Source organism: Bdellovibrio sp. HCB209, from assembly GCF_047306065.1.
In the GTDB taxonomy this organism is placed as follows: Bacteria; Bdellovibrionota; Bdellovibrionia; order Bdellovibrionales; family Bdellovibrionaceae; genus Bdellovibrio.
Genome location: NZ_CP178618.1, coordinates 936,504 through 955,917, shown reverse-complemented (window position 1 = coordinate 955,917; position 19,414 = coordinate 936,504). Strand labels below are relative to the sequence as shown.

The following is a 19,414-nucleotide window of genomic DNA, read 5'->3' as shown; positions in this document are numbered from 1 at the left end:
AAAAAAGGGAGCCTCTGAGCTCCCTTTTTTTATGCCTTTTTTCCGAATCCTTCGATAGCGAGCAGCTTTTCTTTCACTGGTAAACCACCTGCATAACCTGTGAGCTTTCCATTGGCCCCGATCACTCGGTGGCAAGGAACGATGATGCTGATGGGATTTCTGCCATTCGCAGTGCCCACCGCACGACAGGCGTTGGGATCTTTCAAGGCAGTGGCAATGTCTTTATAAGACTTGGTTTTGCCGTAAGGAATCTTTGCGAGTTCATTCCACACACGCTTTTGAAATTCGGTACCATCTGGATCTAAAGGAATCGCAAAGGACGTTCTTTCCCCGTTTAGATATTCGGTGATTTCTTTTTCTACGCGATTTAGTAATGCTTCCGTTTTGTCACAGCCTTTGACGAAGGGAAACTTCGCGGATTCCTTCCACAACAGACCTTTAAGTCCTTCGGGTGAAGCGACCAAAAACATGGGACCTACTTTGGTGTTAAACTTTCTTTGAACGGCTGCCATTTTTCTTCCTCATGTTTTTCTTTTTAAGACTGACTGTGTAGGCCCTCCAAAAAAGAGCCGCCACATATCCTCGCCACGGGCGCATTGATTCCAACACCTTAGGGGAGTGCTTTTCAAGAGCTCTTGCTAATATCAAATCACTGGCCGGAAAGGTATCTGTGGAGCGTAAGACCTTAAGAGCAATGTACTGAGCTGTCCAAGGACCAATACCTTTAATGGAGAGGATGTTCTTCATAAACTCCTCCACATCTTGAGTGGGTTCCAGTGACACCTGCCCCGTTGCAACCGCCTTTGAGAAATTAACGAGCGTCTGCTTACGATTGCCTGTGGTTTTTAATTTCGTAAGATCTGCTTTTAGAATTTGCTCGGGCGTCGGGAAAAGCTTGATGGCTTTACCGTCACGGATAATCCCTGAGTCTTGCCCCGCGATATCAATCAGATCATGCACTAGCTGCCTGCCGAACTCGACACTTACCAACTGTCCTAAGATCGCTGAAATTGAAATTTCAAAGGGATCCCATCCAGACAACAGACGAATTCCAGGATACTCTTTTAAAAGTTTCGCGATGGATTTATCCGACTCTAAAACATTCGCGATTAAGAGCGGATCAGAATCCAAATCAAATAGATTTCTGACTCTGGTGATAATCGGATGAATCATCGTGGTGTCTGGAACATTGATCTCGACTAACAAACTGGATTTTTCAGGCAAATCACTGATCGCAACCGTTCCGTGCTTACCATTGATAGAAACATGACGATGCATTTTTCCGTCGTGAAACCATTCTAAATCACCAACGCGGTGACTTTCGTAAACTCGCATTAAGCCCGTAAAGTCAAAAGGCGGTCGGTACGGAATCAGCACCTTGATGCCTTCGTGATTTGCCACTTTGTTACGGCGGATTTCTCGGGGAGCTTTTTTAAATCTTTCTTTAAAGGCATCATTGAATCTGCGGGTTGAATCAAAACCCGAGGCAAAAACAATTTCATTGATCGGCAATGCTGTTTCCACAATCAGCTTACGCGCCAGATTCAATCTGTTTTCAAAAGATAGCTGCTTCGGCGTTTTACCGATCTCGTCCATAAATAGACGCCTTAAATGCCTTGCACTCACGCCAAACTTTTCTGCGAACTCATCTTCGTTGAATGATAACGCCTCGTGGGAGTTTAAAACCTTGAGCGCACGGTTAACCACCGCTGACTTTCCAATCCATGCCGCAGACATCGGCGCACTTTCGGGACGACAACGCAGACATGGACGATAACCCGCCTTTTCGGCGTGCAGACGATTTGCAAAGAACTCCACATTTTCGCGCTTGGGTTTCGCTGGACAAATTGGACGACAATAGATGCCGGTGGTTTTAACACCCACAAAGAATTTCCCGTCAAATCGAGAATCCCGTGTTTTCATGGCTTCAAAGAAGATGTCGTCCTTTTTCATGAAACCACCATAACCCATTTGCCGGGGTTTTTGTGGCTATTTTCGGACATCATCGTTTTTTAGTACTTAGACAAAGGACGGAACTTCCTATGATTATCAGCACAACCATGACTGAATGATAGAAATACTCAAGTCACAGATCACAATGATGACCAGGAGGTCATCATGCCTAGAGGTTCTAAAGAAAGCTATTCACCAAAACAAAAGCGAATGGCTGCGCACATCGAGGAAAGTGAGAAAAAAGAAGGAAAATCCGCCAAAGTGGCAGCCCGTATTGGCTGGGCTACAGTCAATAAAAAGGACGGCGGCGCCAAAGGTAAAAGTGCTACCGCTAAAAAATCTGCCGCCAAACGTAAGAAACATTAATAAAAAAGGGAGCCCTTAAGCTCCCTTTTTTATGGGTCCATCCGATGGGCTTCATCGGGGAATTTTTGTGAGATGATCTCAATCAGGTTCGCTCGCAAATTACGATTGCGATTTCTGTGCATCACACTGTCGATGCCTGGTCGGCAGGAATTATAGTTGCCACAATTTTTGATAAAAACTTCGAAGGATACTAAAGTCGGAACCCACTCTTCTTTCGTCGATAGGGCCTCATTCATTTCTTCCTGAGTTCGGGCCGAGTCTAAATCCATGATCGGCTCTGTAGATATAGCCGACGCTTCGGTTAAGGCTACATCCGCTAACTTGGAATCTGAATCACTGGATGAAAACAAATCTAAAACCTCTGCTCGCTCCATCGGTGTGCCACTGCTTTTGATTTCTTCGTAATAAGCCCACAGAACGTCCGATTTGTTAGGAAGCTGATTCAGTCTTTCACGCATAGCTGAAACTTGCTCTTCCATCTCGGGGCGATTTTGAGCTTGTCTGCTCATCTTAATCAGGTCCACAAGCTCCTGACGACCGGGATTGGCTTTGTTTTTTTCCATCACCACCGTTGGTGAGGCCACAGAGTTTACTTGCTCAGTAGTAGGAGTGTTCGCGGTTTCTTGAACACTATCCCCTTCAGGCAATGAATTCTCAGTCATCTTTTGAGGCTTATAGACATAGAGTAAAGTTGCGATAACGATAACAAAGACAGGCAGCGCGTATTTTTTCATCTTTACTCACTACTGACGTTTCGGTGCTTTTTTATCGTCTAGCCAAAAGATCGTGGTCTTTTTGCCATTATCGACTCTCATCACTTCGGCACAGATACTTTGACGAGAAATCTCTGACATTCGTGTGGAGGCTTTTGACATAGTCATCGGCTCTTTATTGCAGGAAATCGTTTCCGCGTACTTTTTGCAGATAGCATCAAACTGCTTTTCAAAGTCTTTGTACTTTTTCTGCATAAAGGCTGCGACCATTTCCTTGCGTTCTGCTTGAGAACCATCCTCAAAGCATTTGTGGGATTGTGCAAAAGCTGTAACTGAAATTACTGTTGTGAAAAAGCCCGCTATTATTTGTCTTTTCATGAATGCCCTCCACAAAAGCGTATCGTCCTGAAAAACTTTGTCAATATCTTAACTGAAGTTCCTCCACCAGAGGAGATTGGAGCTAAAACATTTTTGATTTTGCAAGTACCCACATCAACTTTTCTGAGGGAACGCCGATAGGTATAGGGCATAGCTCTAATATTGTACGTTTACCGGGAGTCATGTATCAAAAAGAGAATACGTTCTAACGACATCATTGTAGTTCTAATATTATTGTGCGCTGTAGGCTTTATCTTCTTTATGAAAGATTTCATAGCCCAAGACCGCTGCCACGAACGCCGGGGCTGCTGGGATGAGGTGGACAATGTCTGCCGCAAAGATGAGCCTAATGCAGAATATCTTTGCTCACGAAAAGTTAAAAAAGATTAGCCCCAATAATATTTTTCAATTCGGTTTCTGTTAACTGTCTTTCTGACGGGAAACTTGTGGTTTGAATTTAATGCGTTTACTTTGCGCCTATAATTCAACCTCGAGGTTCCTAATGAATCAAAACGACAGAGAAATAAAAACCATCATGCACGAAGTGAAGAGACGCACTTTGACTGTTAAAAACATTCAGAACGTCACTTCACGCATTAAGCGTGTGACACTCACAGGTGAGGAACTTTCCGATTTCACATCGCTTTCACCTGATGACCATATTAAGGTCTTCTTTCCATACCCTGGCGAAACAGAACCTGTATTGCCCGTGATGGGTCCTAATGGACTCACAGTTCCTGAGGGCAGCCGCAAACCTATCATGAGAGACTACACCCCAAGACGCTTCGATAAAGACGCTAAGGAGCTCGATATTGAATTCGTTCTTCACGGTGAAGGACCTGGATCTCAGTGGGCCGCGCAAGTTCAAGTTGGCCAGAATCTGACGATCGGTGGACCTCGTGGTTCCCGCGTAGTTCCTTATAACTTTGATTGGTACTTAATGATTGGCGATGAATCTGCCATTCCATCATTTGCTCGTCGCTTGAAAGAGCTGCCAGCAGATTCGTTTTCGGTGGTGATCATCGAAACAGAAGATGCTTCTCAAAAAATTGATCTTGAGTGCAATGGTAAAGTAGAGATTCATTGGATTTATCGCAACGGCAGAAAGCCAGGCCAAGCGGATGAAATCAAAAACAAACTTGCTAGCCTTCCGATCTTTCACGGAGACTACTTTGCTTGGATCGCTCTTGAAAAAGCCTGCGCGATGGAAATCCGTGATTTACTGATCACGATTCGCGGTGCTCGCGAAGAGTGGATTAAAGCCACGGGGTATTGGTCTGCAGGAAAATCCGAACACTAATTCCCTTTGGTAAAAGAGCCTTTTCATCGAATTGACAAAAAGGCTCTTTTAAAACTACTCGTCATCTTCCATCGACATGGATGAAGAACTGCGACGACTGGAAGAACTCGGTTTGCTTGTTCTGCTAGTCGAGCTTGAGCCACGTTTGTTGCTTGCTAGACTTCTTTCAGAAGACTCTTTTGTTTTTGAACTTTTTGAGTTCGTTTTAGATGTTGCCATACGGTACCTCCTCTTTTCCTTGGAATATAAAGCAAGAAAAAATCCGGTAAATCCCCTCTTGCGTGAATACATTCATTCTTCATGCAAACCAGTCCATGGTGTTGCGAATTATATGTAATTCTAAAAAAAGACCTATTTCGGTGGGACTGCCCGGCGAGACTCCTCAGAATAAAGTGTGACCTAATCACTTCAAGGAGGAAATGAGATGGCAGCACATAGACGCCAAGGAAATCCAGAAGACATTGTTGAGTTGATTCTGCAAGACCACGTGATCTTGAAACAGCTCATTGAAATCATGAAAAGCGAAGATGCTAGCTTTAGAGAAAAACAAGCGGCCTTCAAAAGATTTGCTCCCGCACTCGTGGCTCATGCAAAACCAGAAGAGCAAACTTGGTATATGAAAATGAAAAGCGAAGACATGAAAGTTGAGGGCCTCGAGGGAGATATTGAACATTCGCTCGCCGATCAACTCTGTGAAGAGCTAAAAAGAACTTCTGATCGTGATGAGTTCATGGCGAAAGTAAAAGTTTTGGCCGAGCTGGTTGAGCATCACGTTGAGGAGGAAGAAGAGGATATGCTTCCTGAATTCAAGCGCGGTACGACCTTGGAGGAACGCATAGATCTGGGGATGCAGTACCTCGAAGCCCAACAAGAGCTCGACGCCCAGGGCGACGACGATGCTCCCTCTGAGAGAACTTTGCACCCCTAGTAAACATCTCAGTGTGGAATTCACGCTTTCACACTGAGAAATTCTCCGATTTTTGATCGTCTCTTAACTGAACTCTGCTCTCATATTCACTCCAATTCGAGATTTTGGGGTCACTCGTCAAAAAAAATTCATCAAAGTGTTCTCACAAATATTCAGCGAACACCTGCATCGTCCGATCAATAACTTATGCACGTTAGTGGAGTAAGAAGTTCTATTTTGAGACGAAATATCGCTCGGATTTTTAATAATCTGGGATTTGTTTCTTTTCTTTTTCTTACTGCCTGCAGCCTTGATCTGAGCATCTGGTCAGAACACGGCCAAACTCTTTCCGGTAAAGTTTCGATGCCCGGAATCACTTCTTCGGCGACTTGTCTTGCTGGTGACAAAAAAGTTTACCTTCACAAAATCAATAACGATGGCTCGGTGGATGAGACTGCTATTGCTTCTGTGGATTTGGACACGTCTTACAGCTACAGCTTTACGAATCTTTACAACGTCGATACCAGCGCAAAGTACATCCTGAAGGCTGATGCCTGCGGTAAAAAATTATCACGTCCGATGACAGGTCTAAGCGACCAAAATATCACTTATTCTTCAAGCTTGGTTGGTCTGATCCCTTACGTTCAGATTTCTGGGGTTAAAAATCTGCATGATCTTTCTCCCGATCAAATCACGGCAGCGATCTCTGCGATCGAAAGTGCTCCTGGTGTATCAACATCTGAGTCGATGACCGAAGTTTACGACAATCTTGCAGCAGGTTCCGGCGCGACTCAAAGTGCTTACATCACATCTGCATTTGCATTGACTGGTATCAGCGATCTGATTTCAATGGTTCCACCATACATCGACACATTGGCGTTGCCGACTGCTTACAATGAGATGAGCGCGGCTTCGCACACGGTTACTGCGGCTCACTGGTATGGAAGTTATTCTGCTGCTTATGAGTGGATTTTGAATGGCACCCCGGATGGCACGAGCGCTACTTATTCGTTCACACCGAATAAGAATTCACAAGGTTCAAATACAATTATTTTGAAAATTGGTACGAACAGTACGAGTTCGCCGGGTTCGATTGATACGTCCTACGCTATCTTTGAACGCCAATTCAATATTAATATCTTAAATACCTTTCCACCAGAAGCCCCGACTCTCACCCGAACCTCGGCTGCAGCTTCACAATCTAGCACTGTTGCACTAAGCCTCGCTACCGGGGCTTCGCTCGTTAATTGCGACACCTTTTCAACGTTTGCAATTTCTGAATTTACAGTATCGGCTTCCGTCCCTGCATCGGCATTCACAGGAACGTGTTCTACAGACACTACACAAACTGCGAGCTATGATGTTTCACCAGGTGATGGTCTAAAAACTATTTATCTTTGGACGAAAGATTCTGCGGGTAATATCTCCACTACACCGAGTTCAACGACTATGAGACTGGATACGACACCACCAGTTTTAACTTTAACGGTTCCTTCAGCGACACAGTCTTCATCGGCAATGAGTTTAGCGTTTACGGCGACGGATGCAACTTCCAGCGTTGCGCTTTTAAAACTACAATACTCTGCTGACAACACGACATATACTGATGTTGCGACTATTACTGCCGCCACTTCTCCTTATACTGGATATTCACCAGTGACATCTGGATACCTTCGTCTTTATGGAGAAGATGCAGCTGGCAACTTTACGACGACGACTCCTGCGGCATTTAGTTTTGATAATACTCCACCGAATGCACCTACTATCACGCGCACAACACCTGCTCTGACAAACAATCCTGTGGTGGGCATTACAGTCGCTGATTGTAACGACACAGATAGTATATTAATCACAGAGACTGCTGGCACTCCAACAGCGGGTAATACGTCTTGGGTGGCTTGCTCAGCGACTCCGTTCGTTTACAACTACACAGTGACGGGTGATGGAAATCATACGATGTACGTTTGGGCCAAAGACGTTGCGAATAATATCTCAACAACTTCGAGCTCTACATCAATTACTTACGACGGAACTCTGCCTGTTTTGAAAATCACGGCACCGACTACAGACGTTCGAATCAGCAGAACAGTGACTGTTTCTTGGACTGTTACGGAGGCTCGTACTTCCGCAGCACTCAATACAGTTCTACAGTATAGTGAGGACGGCGGTACAACTTGGTCGACATTGTCGACTCAGGCACTTCCTGCTTCATCTGCGACAAATCAAACTTATTCTTATAGTTGGACAACCCCTTCGAGTGCGAAAAGCGCAAAACTTCGCGTGACAGCAACGGATACGGCTACGAACGTAGGCACTGATACTAAGGACTTGATCGTTGAGGCTCAGGCTCCGACAGTTAGCACGTTTACTTTAGCTGACGACGAAGCCGTTGTTGGTTTGTCATCTATTAATGCCATGATTACAGCGACTGCGGCTCCAGGTACATCTGCGGTCACTATGATGCGCTTTAGGGAAAACACACCATTCAGTACAACTCCGGATGATGCAGCTGATGATAGCGGCTGGCAGCCATACTCCGAGGAGAAGGTCAGCTTTGAATTGGATCAGGTATCCGGTACTCACACCGTATACGCACAAGTAAAAAATTCTGCTGGCTATAGGTCTACAAATCTCTCTCGCAGTGTTAAACTTGAAATTGGTAAACCACCTATTATCACTGTTGTTTCTCCATCTGGCGCCGGAAGCTATTTGCCTGGCCAAGTTATGAATATCGGCTGGAGCTGTACAAGCTCTGACTCCCTTAATGCGCCTCTTGCTGCCAGAGCCATCTCAAGTATCCAATATACAATTGATGACGGCCGCTCTTACTACGTGATTACCGACGACACCGCAAATCCATATACTCTTAATAGTGGCTCGTATGCATGGACAGTTCCGTCGACAACTCCAGATGGCGATGCGATTAGCGCAAGTACACCTATCCGCGTTTTGGTCGCTTGCAAAACGCAAGGCGGTGTTATCACAACAGCATTGTCCGCCATTCAGAATTCGCCTTGGCAGGTCTTGATTGGGGATCCTGGTAACTTGGATTCTGGTGTTCACTTGAGTGCCGCAGATATCTCTCAATCAAGCGGATTTTTTGGTGATGCACAAAATAATCTTTATTCCGGTTCACGCCTTCGTCACTCGATCACCAAAATTGATCGTCAAACAGGTATCTTATCTGAGTGGCTGGGCAAGGGACATCTTGCTGCCTGCCCTACTAGCTCTGTTGCGCAATTTACAGTACCTAGAATCATTGACATCAGTAATGGAGAAATGATCGTCGTTTCACAGCCGTGCAAAACGATCACTAAAATAAAAATTTCTGACAAGAGCGTTGTTTGGAATAGAACCGTGTCGTTGATTGGCGGTGACGATCGTCTGTCCAATGCAAATCCGACTTTTGATACCTATATTAAATCCGGCTATTACTACTTCGCATCGTTCGCAGCCAACAACATAGACGCGCTTGCTTACTATGAGCTGGATCTAAACAGTATTTCCAGCACTCCGAAGCTAATAATCGGTAATACCACGGCATGTAGCTCAGCTGCTATTTCTGCAAACAGCTACAGCGATGATCTTGCTTTGCCTTGCGTGCTAGCCTCAGGACTGTCCAGAAACGGCTGGATCACGGTGATGCCAGATCGTCAAAAAATATATATTTGGTACCGTAATGCTGTCGATGCTGCATTTAAACTGGAGTTTATCTTCGATGCAGCAACACAAAGATATAGAATGCCAGGTGCTGCACCCGGCTCAGTCGCCGGAAATTACTGTTCACGCAACATCTATATGGGCACCGACACTACCAAAGTATTCTGTACTAATAACGCTCGCAGTGGTGCCAAGCCTGCAAATGGAATGAAATTTAGCTACATGGATACCTCAACAGGAACTATTGCGTCTCCTGTGACTTTAGTGACCGATACTATTAATGACGTTCAAACTGCGGTTGGCGCATCTAATACAGCCGTGTATGTTGTTACTCGAGAAACTAATGAGCTATTTGAAGTCAAAATCAATGGCACGACAATGACGGCTAATAAAATAGGCGGAACGTCATTCCTAAATTATGGAAATGGCTCCAACCCGTCCCTAGTTGCCTTCACTCAAGTTGCAGGTCTCGCGTGGGATCAAACTGATTCCACCAGCGGGACACTTTACATGCGCGGTATTCGTCATTTGCGCCGAATGAAAGTTAGTCAACCTATGGGCTATACCACTCCCGTGATCACAAGCATTGACACAGGTTTGGATGATGGACTTTCAAGCACTCTCAATACTTACGGAACAATCCATATATCACCGGATCATCGCCTGGCGTACATGGGCTTGTCTGGCTCTAGCTATAGCTGGCTTACTCTTAACATGAACACATGGGATAATAACCCGAACGAACTTGATAGCAGTGGCACAATATTCGGCGGCGGCAGCGTTTTCGATTATGGTTGGACTGCGACTTTCCTCGCTGACAATAACTTCTACTTCACAGGATATAGCGCGATCTCGCCAAATCCGGATGCAGGATTAAGAATTTATAGAGGCAACGGAACCGTTGTAGCTGGTAACGGTACTATAGGCGTAAGTTCTGTTCCAAGCCCAGCGACGGCTACGTCTCACCCTCTAAGTCGTATCTACGGATTGCAACCCGACAAAAATGGCGATTTGTTGATTTTTGACGGTGATAAAATTAGAACTTACGATCCCACGGGTGGAACAATCGTCGATACACTCGATATGTCTGCGATCCCATCCTACCCGTCTGGTAGAATTTGGATTGATGCCGTTTATAACAACGACACGGATCACTTCTATATGTTGGCTAATAATATTTCCACGGGAATTACGGAAGTATTTAGTTATGACTCTACCAATGGCTTCCGCTCCATCTCTGTGTCAGGGCTATATTTGCCAGGCACATTACCAGGAACGAGAGGTAAGGCATTCGTATTGAAAATCACGCCGATGGGTCTGTTACTGCAAGACTCATTTAAGCGTCGTATCCTAGTCACACCACTACAATAAAAAAGGAGGACTTGCGGTCCTCCTTTTAATTTCTAAGTTTTGAAACTCAATCTTAGTTTTGATTCAACTTAGGGAATACTGCTGTGTCGTCAAGGTTCACGAAGCGGTAACCTTGTTGCAAGAGCTTCGTCATCAATTTATCCAAAGTCTTAGCTGTGTTCATGTGGATGTCGTGCATTAGCAAGATACCGCCGTTTGTTTGTGATACCACGTGGTTTACGTAACCAGCGTAGTCGCCACGAAGCGATGCAGGAGCTTGGCATGTCTTATTGTTTTTATCAGATACGTAACCGCTGTTCGCGAAAGCCCAGTCACATGTATCGATGTTCCAACCCACTAGGCTGTACCCCAAAGATTTGGCGTACGTGTTCGTAGCGCAAGTTGAGTTACCGTATGGGTAACGCAAGAACTTAGGAGTTACGAATTTACGAAGTAACAAATCTGTTTGATAGATTTGGTTTTTACCGCTTGTTGAATCAATCGCACGGAAGTTTGGATGATTGTAAGAGTGGTTCGCAAGGATATGACCTTCCTTAACGATACGTTTAAGGATGTCTTCATTGCCCGCTACTTTACCGCCCAAGATAAAGAATGTAGCCTTAGCACCGTGCTTTTTCAAAGTATCCAAAACGATCGGAGTCGTTGTTCTGCTTGGACCGTCGTCAAACGTCAAAGCGATCGTACCTGGAGTAACGCGGTCTGGAGTTTTAATCGCAAAACGGCACTCATCGCCCCACATATAGGTCATGCTGTCGATGCGGTTTTGAAGCGCCTCTGCTCCTTGCATTTCAATCAACTCTTCATTAGAGGGAACCGGACCTAATGGCAAACTTACTGAATCAGTGGACTGAGCCATTGCCGTTTGAAATGACATAGCAACCAAGGACATTGCGAAGAAACGCTTCATGAAAGACCTCCGTTTATTTGATGGAGCAGAATCTACCAGAGTCCCTCTGAAAAGTCTGAAAAACCGAGACTGTCTAAAGTTTGATCAATCCTTTTTTCAAGTCGGTGACAAAGTCCGTCCCACCATTGCTCCTTCGTCAGGAAACTGCTACCTATAAGCCCATGTCGACATCCAATAAGATCCCTAAAAAGTACCAACCTAAAGGCTTCGAGATCCTCCACGACGATCTCGATATCATCGTGGGCAATAAGTCCCCAGGGATTTTAACGGTCGCCGCTAAGTGGGAGCGTGAAAACACCGTCCATGGCCTATTGAACCAATATGTTCGCAAGGGCAATCCCCGCTCCAACAAAGTAGTTCACGTGGTTCACCGTCTGGATCAGGCGACCTCGGGTGTTTTAGTTTTTGCGAAAAGCGAAGATGCGATGAACTTCCTGAAAGACAATTGGAAGTCCTTTAAAAAAACCTACTACTGCATCGTTCATGGCAAGCTGACTAAAAAATCAGGAACTATTCAAAGCTTCCTCAGCGAAGACGAAGACTACGTTGTTCACTCGAGCCAAGACTCTGACAAAGGGAAACTAGCGATCACTGAATACGAAGTTTTGAAAGAAACCGATAAGTTTTCTCTGCTTAAAATCAATCTGCTAACGGGTAAGAAAAATCAGATCCGTGTGCACTTGGCCGGCGAGGGTCACCCGATCGTGGGTGATACTAAGTACGGAAGACCAACGTCACCGTTTAAGAATCTGTTCCTGCACTCGGTGGAGTTAGAGTTCAATCATCCGCACAACAAAAAGCGCATGAGCTTTAAGGCACGCACCCCTGCTTACTTTAAAAATCTTATTGAATTTGAATACTAGTTTTCGACGTCGGCCAAACGCCACAAGGAAACGACATCCTTAAGGCGTGCATTTACTTTGGCGATAATTTGCTCGGCCGATCCTTCAGAGGAAGGATACGTCGAGTGAGCATCACTCACCAGTGTCACTCCATAGCCAAGCTCTGCGGCCTTACGACAAGTGGACTCGATACAAAACTCTGACTGCAAACCTGCAACGATCAATTTATGGATGCCCTTGGACTGCAAGAGCTTATGAAGTTCAGTGTCGGTGAAGGGCTCTGCCAATTTCTTTTGAACAATCAAATCACCATTTTCGATTTCTAACTCAGGATGCAGCAACCAACCTTCAGTGCGAGTCTCGTCTGGTTCACCCGCCTCGCCATTGTTTTGCACAAAGATCACCTGTGTGCCGGAAGCACGAGCGAGAAACAAAAGTTTTTGCAGGTTTTCTAGAAGGTCGTCGGGTTCATGGACAGGGTTATTCAGAGAGAACATATTGACCTGGACATCGACGATTAGCAGAGCTGTATTCAAATTCATTAGCATATAATATCTCATCCTGGCCCAATAGACCACCCCCTTATCAGTTCCGGGCACAAAGACTTGCTATGCTCCCCGTTTCATTCGAGAATAGAAGGATGTTTCAGTTAAATCGGAAGACATTCACCATGGGTGCCATTCTAATGGTTGCGATTTTCTATTGGAAAAATCGCCCCGTGCCTGTGGCCGATGGAATCCTGATTCCTGAAGATCCCATCCAAGAAAACATCGTTGAAGGCCAAGGCAAACCCGTAAAAATTCCCGCGGGAGTGGCCGAGCCCTTAGCGCACTATAAAATTCGTGCGCGAGTTCTATCCACCAACCGTTATTATTTCGATCCCGGCGCGGGCATCTCTCCGATTGATTTAGCCCTGGGTTGGGGACCGATGTCTGATTCAAGAATTTTAAAAGAACTCCGCATTGGACAATCACTTCGCTACTATCATGTGAAGTGGACACAATCCGCCCCGATCTCTGATTCCGAAATCATGCGCCATAGTGCAAACGTTCACATCATCCCTGCAGACGACATCGTTAAAGAAGTTCTGTTCTCTTTGCGCGAAGGTCACTTGATTGAACTCAAGGGTGAGCTCGTCGTTGTCAGCACCAAAGATGGCGGAGAATGGCGCAGCTCTATGTCCCGCGATGATCGCGGAGGCGGCGCCTGTGAACTGATGAGAGTCACTTCGATTAGGGTATTGAATTAACTTTTGTAAACGTCAAATGACACATCTCAGTGTTAACGCAAGCAAGATGAAAAGCCATTGAAAACCAAAAGCCTTATTTTGGTGGTTTTCTTGACCCATTGGATATCGCCGCCTAGAACTGGCGCCACGATTAATAAATCCATTGGAGGATATTACATGAAATCAGTTCTAGTATTGCTAGCTACTTTGTCTCTTTCTTCAGCTTTCGCTGCACCAAACGAAGATCTTACTCTTCCAGGTGAGCGTTGGATGTCTAAATTCACAGCTTACGTTTGTGACGATGGCAACACTCAAACTCAATCTATCCCAGCTGACTTTGCAGCTTTGAACGTTCAATTGGCTACTGCAACTACAGACTACTCTTTGGACAATCTTTTGATCAAAGGTACTTTCTCTGAAGAAGGTTCTGTTTGTAAGTACTCTGCTCTAGTATTCGCTGACAACGCAGCTAAAACTGCAACTCTTGTTGATTCACGCGCTTACGCTGTAGAAGGCACTTCTGCATGCGCTACTGGTAAAACATTCCTTGATGCTTCTTTGAAATTCAACAACTACAAATACCTTCACGGTCGCGCTGCGATCTACGTTCCAGCTTCAGACGCTGCTGCTCAATGCGGTGCTGGCGCAACTACTGTAGGCTTGCACTTCCAAGTTACTGGTAAAATCCAACAGTAATTTTCTTTAAGAAAATTCTGTGACGAAAGCCGCAGGCCGAAAGGTCCGCGGCTTTTTTATTTTGTAACATCCTTGTCCTTAAGAGAGCTTCTGCAAATAACATTTTGCCTGCGAACTGTCCCCTCCTCATGATGAGAAAAAAAAGGGGGTTCTTTGTGAAATCGCTTGTCGCTTTAGCAGCGTCATTGCTTATCAGCGTTCCCGTCATCGCACACGAAACTGAAGAATACGAAATCAACATCAATGAAGATTCGGTGACGATTCAAGAGTCATACAACTACAACTTTGGTTTCGTTAAGAAAGGCAAAAGCGAGTCGGCCCGCTTCCGTATACGCAACAACGGCAACTACCCTTTCTACATTAACGACATCGACACATCCGGAAAGGCATTCAGTCATACTGAAAATTGTGGTGGCACTTTATGGCCGGGACAATCTTGCAGAGCCACGGTGAAGTTCGCACCGAAACAAGTCGGACAGTTCAACGGCAGTCTGCATTTTGATTTGATCGGTCGCTCTGACATCTGGGTTTATCTGCGCGGCTGGGGCTACAACTACTGAAAAAAAGGTACGTCCTTACTTTGCCAAGTAAGGACGTACCTTTTTCCGCGATCCCTTCATGCTCCCAAATGTAAATTGGATCACTTAATATCTGCTGAAATTTCCACCACTTATTGCGATTCCTTCACAACTAAACAACTTCGAGTACTAAACATGTAAATATTTTTTTACAACATTATGACGATGCGAGTCGTAGAGCGAAAATTATCATTACAACCCCCTCTGTGGACTTGGCCTTTGACCCTACGTTCGTTACAAGTTCTGCTATGAAAACATTCACGAATCGTAGCGTAACTGGTTTGAACTCAACGTTCTTTGTCATCGTCCTAGTTATGATTTTGAACTCCGTCTTTTTGTATTCCGCGTTCCAAACGGTCAAAAAAGACGAAGAGCGTGTCCTTCACTCCAGCCAAGTCGTTTTAGAAATCGAAAATATCATTTCCTATGCGAAAGATGCCGAGACTGGCATGCGTGGTTATTTGCTAACTGGTAAGGCTGAATACTTGGAACCGTACTACGCTGGTATGGCCAACTCTCGTGCGACGATTGCCCGCCTACGCAATATGATAGCGGATAACCGCACTCAAGTGAACAACCTCGAGTCCCTATCCGTGATTTTGAAAGAGCGCTTTGATGTTCTTGAGGAAAACGTTCAGTCCTTCGCAAAAGCCGGGCCCCTAACACGTAAGTCCACTTTGAATGAAGGCAAAGCCTTGATGGATCAAGCGCGCCTACTCGTGAACTCCATGCACGATGAAGAGAACCGTCTTCTCGACAATCGCATGCGAGAGGCGAGCAGCTCCCAAGTTTGGGTGACAATGTCGTTGGTAGGCTCTGGCTTACTAAACATCATCCTCGCTGGAATTGCGTACTACATCATCCGTCGTCGCCAAGTCTTGCAAACAATCGAAGCTCACGCTCGCGAACGCGAGTTAGCCCTTAAAACTCGTATCGGCGAAATCTCTCAGATCGTGGCGATGGACTACGACTCGACAACTCTTTCTAAGAAAATTTTGTCGTTCGTGTCTGACGAGCTAAAAGTTCCTGCGGGAAGCGTTTACGCTCACCGTGGTGATAACTTGGAAAGCTGTGCTCACTTTGCACGTGTTAATGAGTCACTGAACGCAGCTCCACTAATTCAAGTTCCACTGAATGTCGGTCTGATTGGCGAGGCTTACAACAAAGCTGATTTGGTCGAAGTCACAGATCTTCCAGCAAATTACTTCTGGATCGGTTCAAGCCTAGGTAAAGCACAACCAACTGCACTTGCACTGATTCCTTTAAGAACTTTGGGCAAACCTGTCGGCGTTATGGAACTTGCGTTGTTCCACCCACTGACAGAACGTCAAAAAGACTTTATCTCTCAGTCTGCGGAATTGATCGCAACAGGCTTGGCTTCTGCAGAAAGCCGTGGGCATCTTGAAAACTTGCTAGATACAACTCAACTGCAAGCTCAAGAATTGCAAACACAACAAGAAGAACTGCGTTCAGCCAATGAAGACCTGGAAGAACAAGCTCGCATGTTGGAAAGACAGCAAGACGTTGTTAACAACCGCAATAACGAACTTGAAAAAATCAATCAGTACAAATCTGACTTCTTGGCAAAGATGTCCCATGAGCTTCGCACTCCACTGAACAGCTTGTTGATTTTGTCGACGCTGCTTCGTGAAAACAAAGAGGGCAATCTTTCTGATCAACAGAAAAACTTTGCTGGCACTATCTATGATGCTGGTAATGACCTATTGAATCTGATCAACGATATCTTGGATCTATCTAAGATCGAAGCCCGCAAATTGGTTGTTCGTTCTGAACGCTTCTCTCTGAAAAGCATGACGGACCAATTGCTATCGACGTTCAAACCTCAAGCAGATAAAAAAGGTCTCACTCTTCGTGTGATCCTAGATACGACAACTGAAGACTTGATGCTTGAAACCGATGGACAACGCCTGGGCCAAATCCTGCGTAACTTTATGTCGAATGCTGTGAAGTTCACAGAGTCGGGATCTTTGGAAATCAAAGGTCATAACTTTAAAAATGGCTTCGTTGATATTTCTGTTAAGGACTCTGGCATCGGTATCAGTCCTGAATTGCGCTCGACGATCTTTGAAGCCTTTGAACAAGGTAACAACCAAATCAGCCGCAAATACGGCGGTACAGGTTTGGGTCTGACGATCTCTAAAGAATTGGCTGAGCTTTTGGGCGGCCAAATCATCGTCCAATCCGAAGAAGGCAAAGGTTCTGAATTTACAATTCGCTTCCCTGTTGTTTTACCGGGTGATCTAACGACGACTCCTAAAACAACTATTGATGTGAATATCTCTAAAGGCGTTAGCTTTGAACAAGAAATTCGCACGGCCCCTACTGATGAGGTCGACACTATTCTAAAAGCGTTGAACAACGACAAGAAAACACTCTTGATCGTTGAGGATGACGAGAAATTTGGTTCCTTGGTTGCTGATGCCGCTAAAGAGCATGACTTCCATCCAATCCTAGTAACATCTGGTGAAACAGCTCTTCAATTGCTTGAGCGATTCACTCCAACAGCCATCATGCTGGATATTAAACTTCCGGGTGTATCTGGCTTTGGTGTTTTGGAAACTCTTAAAAAAGTTCCGCAACTTCGCCACGTCCCTGTTCATATGATCTCAGCTCTAGATTACCCTCAGCAAACAATGCGTATGGGTGCCATGGGTTACTTGGGTAAACCAGTGACGATGGATCAAATCCATGAAGCCGTTGGACAACTTAAAATCGTCGCTTCTGAAAGCACGAAAAAACTATTAGTTGTTGAAGACAACACTGTTCAGCGCGAAGCCATCGTGGCTTTGCTACAGGGACCAGACATTGAACTGACTTCGGTAGCCACAGGCGAGGAAGCTTTGAAAGCGGTTCTGGCTAAGACATTTGATTGCTTGGTTCTGGATCTGTCTTTGCCAGACATGACAGGTAACGATTTCTTGGAGCAATTGAATAAGCTTGATCACCCACTGCCACCAGTGATCGTGTACACCGCAAAACAAGTCAGCAAACGTGAAGAAGAATACCTGCGCAAATATTCTGAAAGCATCATTCTAAAAGGTGCTCGTTCTCCAGAAAGACTTCTGGATGAAGTTAGCCTGTTCCTTCACCGCGTTTCCGATACGTTGCCGATGCAACAGCAACAAATGCTCTCAGGACTTACTAGCGAAGAAGATCATTTCGAAGGCCGCAGACTTTTGATCGTGGACGACGATATGAGAAATATCTTTGCCCTGACTCACGTACTTGAAAGCAAAGGCTTTAAAGTCGATGCGGCTCGTGACGGTCAAGAAGCCCTTGAAATGGCGCAAAAAGATGGTTCTTACGATGCGATCCTTATGGATTTAATGATGCCTCGTATGGATGGATTTGAGTCGATGGAAAGCATCCGTCGTCTGCAGGATCATATTGAAACTCCGATCATCGCATTGACTGCTAAAGCGATGAAAGGCGACCACGAAAAAGCACTCGCTTCAGGAGCGAATGACTATTTGTCGAAGCCAATTAATATCAGCAACTTGTTCTCGGTATTGAGAGTTTGGTTGCGTGAAAGAGAAGTGTTCTAGGATGACTGTTGATAACGTCCAACGTCACTTACTGCTAGAGGGGATTTATCTAAAGTACGGTTACGACTTTAGAAAATACACCGAAGCGTCTGTGACCCGACGAATCGACGTGATCCTGGCAAAATTCAACATCAAATCCGAGGTCGAACTCCTAGCTCGCCTGGTGAATGATGAAGAGTTTTTTAAAAAGATCATGCCTTTGATGACCGTGAACACGAGCGAAATGTTTCGTGATCCCAGTTTCTTTAAGTCATTAAGGGAAAACGTGATCCCGGTTCTGCGCACCTACCCCAATTTAAATATTTGGGTCGCAGGATGCAGCACCGGAGAAGAAGTTTATAGTTTGCAGATTCTGTTGCACGAAGAAGGGCTTCTGGAAAGAAGCACGATTTATGCGACTGACATAAATCCGATTGCACTTAAAAAAGCGCAGGACGGTATTTATGACCTGGAAGGCATACGCGTGTTCACTAAGAACTATGTGGAGGCCGGAGGGACCAAGTCCCCTTCCGACTACTACACAGTCAGTTACAACCGCGCTCGTATGATTCCAGAGCTTCGTGAGCGCGTTGTGTTTTCAGAACACAACATGGCCACGGGCGAAGGCTTCGTTGAAGCCCATTTGATTTTATGTCGGAACGTGTTGATTTACTTTAATCGCGAGCTTCAAGAAAGGGTTTTCAAACTCTTTTACGAATCCCTCGCAACCCGCGCTTTCCTGGGATTGGGAAGCAAAGAGAGCATTCGATTCTCTGCCTGTGCAGAAGGGTTTGATGAACTCGATAAGGAAAACAAGGTCTATCAAAAGGCGCGCACACCGCTGCCTTTTCATAGGTAAGTTAGATTGCATTTTAGTAACAATAAAATGCTAGAAAACAAACGGACGTTGGTTGTTAAATACTCAACATGAACGCTTTGAAAGAAAGTGCCATTGGGGCAGATTTTGAAG

At 45.2% G+C, this 19,414-nt stretch carries 17 protein-coding genes; 10 read left to right on the top strand and 7 right to left on the bottom strand.

Going from position 1 to position 19,414, the window contains the following annotated elements; translation table 11 throughout:
* Positions 1-29: 29 nt before the first annotated feature.
* Both ACLVWP_RS04645 and ACLVWP_RS04640 read right to left on the bottom strand, forming a co-directional pair.
* Positions 30-512 (bottom strand): methylated-DNA--[protein]-cysteine S-methyltransferase, encoded by a 483-nt coding sequence (locus ACLVWP_RS04645; RefSeq protein WP_413560376.1) that lies wholly within the window; start codon positions 510-512, stop codon positions 30-32.
* Complete coding sequence (locus ACLVWP_RS04640) at positions 487-1,953, bottom strand: DNA-3-methyladenine glycosylase 2 family protein (RefSeq protein ID WP_413560375.1); 1,467 nt, start codon at positions 1,951-1,953, stop codon at positions 487-489. Before ACLVWP_RS04640 ends, ACLVWP_RS04645 begins: the two co-directional genes overlap by 26 nt.
* A gap of 165 nt (positions 1,954-2,118) precedes the next feature.
* Between ACLVWP_RS04640 and ACLVWP_RS04635 the strand changes: the two genes are divergently transcribed.
* Positions 2,119-2,319, top strand: a complete 201-nt coding sequence (locus ACLVWP_RS04635) for a hypothetical protein (RefSeq protein ID WP_413560374.1) — start codon at positions 2,119-2,121, stop codon at positions 2,317-2,319.
* Between the two features lie 29 nt (positions 2,320-2,348).
* Here the strand turns inward: ACLVWP_RS04635 and ACLVWP_RS04630 are convergent, their stop codons facing one another.
* On the bottom strand, positions 2,349-3,053 hold the full coding sequence (locus ACLVWP_RS04630) for a hypothetical protein (RefSeq protein ID WP_413560373.1): 705 nt from the start codon (positions 3,051-3,053) through the stop codon (positions 2,349-2,351).
* A gap of 9 nt (positions 3,054-3,062) precedes the next feature.
* Entirely contained in the window at positions 3,063-3,410 is a 348-nt protein-coding gene (locus tag ACLVWP_RS04625) for a hypothetical protein (RefSeq protein WP_413560372.1), read from the bottom strand.
* Between the two features lie 502 nt (positions 3,411-3,912).
* Between ACLVWP_RS04625 and ACLVWP_RS04620 the strand changes: the two genes are divergently transcribed.
* Positions 3,913-4,710, top strand: coding sequence for a siderophore-interacting protein (locus tag ACLVWP_RS04620; RefSeq protein WP_413560371.1), 798 nt, complete (start codon positions 3,913-3,915; stop codon positions 4,708-4,710).
* Positions 4,711-4,764: 54 nt separating this feature from the next.
* On the opposite strand, the gene ACLVWP_RS04615 is transcribed toward ACLVWP_RS04620, so the two are convergent.
* Positions 4,765-4,929, bottom strand: a complete 165-nt coding sequence (locus ACLVWP_RS04615) for a hypothetical protein (protein ID WP_413560370.1) — start codon at positions 4,927-4,929, stop codon at positions 4,765-4,767.
* Positions 4,930-5,134: 205 nt separating this feature from the next.
* Here ACLVWP_RS04615 and ACLVWP_RS04610 point away from each other — a divergent pair, with 205 nt between their 5' ends.
* Positions 5,135-5,638 carry a hemerythrin domain-containing protein gene (locus ACLVWP_RS04610; RefSeq protein ID WP_413560369.1) on the top strand — a complete coding sequence of 168 codons (504 nt, stop codon included), beginning with the start codon at positions 5,135-5,137 and terminating at the stop codon, positions 5,636-5,638.
* A gap of 342 nt (positions 5,639-5,980) precedes the next feature.
* The gene (locus ACLVWP_RS04605) at positions 5,981-10,648 is read left to right on the top strand and encodes a hypothetical protein (RefSeq protein WP_413560368.1); all 4,668 of its coding nucleotides are present in this window, start codon (positions 5,981-5,983) and stop codon (positions 10,646-10,648) included.
* Positions 10,649-10,700: 52 nt separating this feature from the next.
* Here the strand turns inward: ACLVWP_RS04605 and ACLVWP_RS04600 are convergent, their stop codons facing one another.
* Positions 10,701-11,555 carry a polysaccharide deacetylase family protein gene (locus tag ACLVWP_RS04600; RefSeq protein WP_413560367.1) on the bottom strand — a complete coding sequence of 285 codons (855 nt, stop codon included), beginning with the start codon at positions 11,553-11,555 and terminating at the stop codon, positions 10,701-10,703.
* Between the two features lie 161 nt (positions 11,556-11,716).
* On the opposite strand from ACLVWP_RS04600, the gene ACLVWP_RS04595 reads away from it, so the two are divergent.
* Complete coding sequence (locus ACLVWP_RS04595; protein ID WP_413560366.1) at positions 11,717-12,418, top strand: RluA family pseudouridine synthase; 702 nt, start codon at positions 11,717-11,719, stop codon at positions 12,416-12,418.
* Here the strand turns inward: ACLVWP_RS04595 and ACLVWP_RS04590 are convergent.
* Positions 12,415-12,939, bottom strand: coding sequence for a cysteine hydrolase family protein (locus ACLVWP_RS04590; protein ID WP_413560365.1), 525 nt, complete (start codon positions 12,937-12,939; stop codon positions 12,415-12,417). The genes ACLVWP_RS04595 and ACLVWP_RS04590 overlap by 4 nt on opposite strands.
* A 98-nt stretch (positions 12,940-13,037) precedes the next feature.
* Here ACLVWP_RS04590 and ACLVWP_RS04585 point away from each other — a divergent pair, with 98 nt between their 5' ends.
* From ACLVWP_RS04585 to ACLVWP_RS04565, 5 genes are all read left to right on the top strand, one after another.
* On the top strand, positions 13,038-13,646 hold the full coding sequence (locus ACLVWP_RS04585; RefSeq protein WP_413560364.1) for a hypothetical protein: 609 nt from the start codon (positions 13,038-13,040) through the stop codon (positions 13,644-13,646).
* Between the two features lie 156 nt (positions 13,647-13,802).
* On the top strand, positions 13,803-14,321 hold the full coding sequence (locus ACLVWP_RS04580) for a hypothetical protein (protein ID WP_413560363.1): 519 nt from the start codon (positions 13,803-13,805) through the stop codon (positions 14,319-14,321).
* A 155-nt stretch (positions 14,322-14,476) separates the two neighbouring features.
* A complete protein-coding gene (locus ACLVWP_RS04575; RefSeq protein WP_413560362.1) occupies positions 14,477-14,881 on the top strand; it encodes a choice-of-anchor D domain-containing protein in 405 nt (134 codons plus the stop codon).
* A 266-nt stretch (positions 14,882-15,147) separates the two neighbouring features.
* Positions 15,148-18,465: a response regulator gene (locus ACLVWP_RS04570; RefSeq protein WP_413560361.1), complete on the top strand. Its 3,318-nt coding sequence runs from the start codon at positions 15,148-15,150 to the stop codon at positions 18,463-18,465.
* Position 18,466: 1 nt separating this feature from the next.
* On the top strand, positions 18,467-19,303 hold the full coding sequence (locus tag ACLVWP_RS04565; protein ID WP_413560360.1) for a CheR family methyltransferase: 837 nt from the start codon (positions 18,467-18,469) through the stop codon (positions 19,301-19,303).
* The last annotated feature ends 111 nt before the right edge of the window (positions 19,304-19,414 follow it).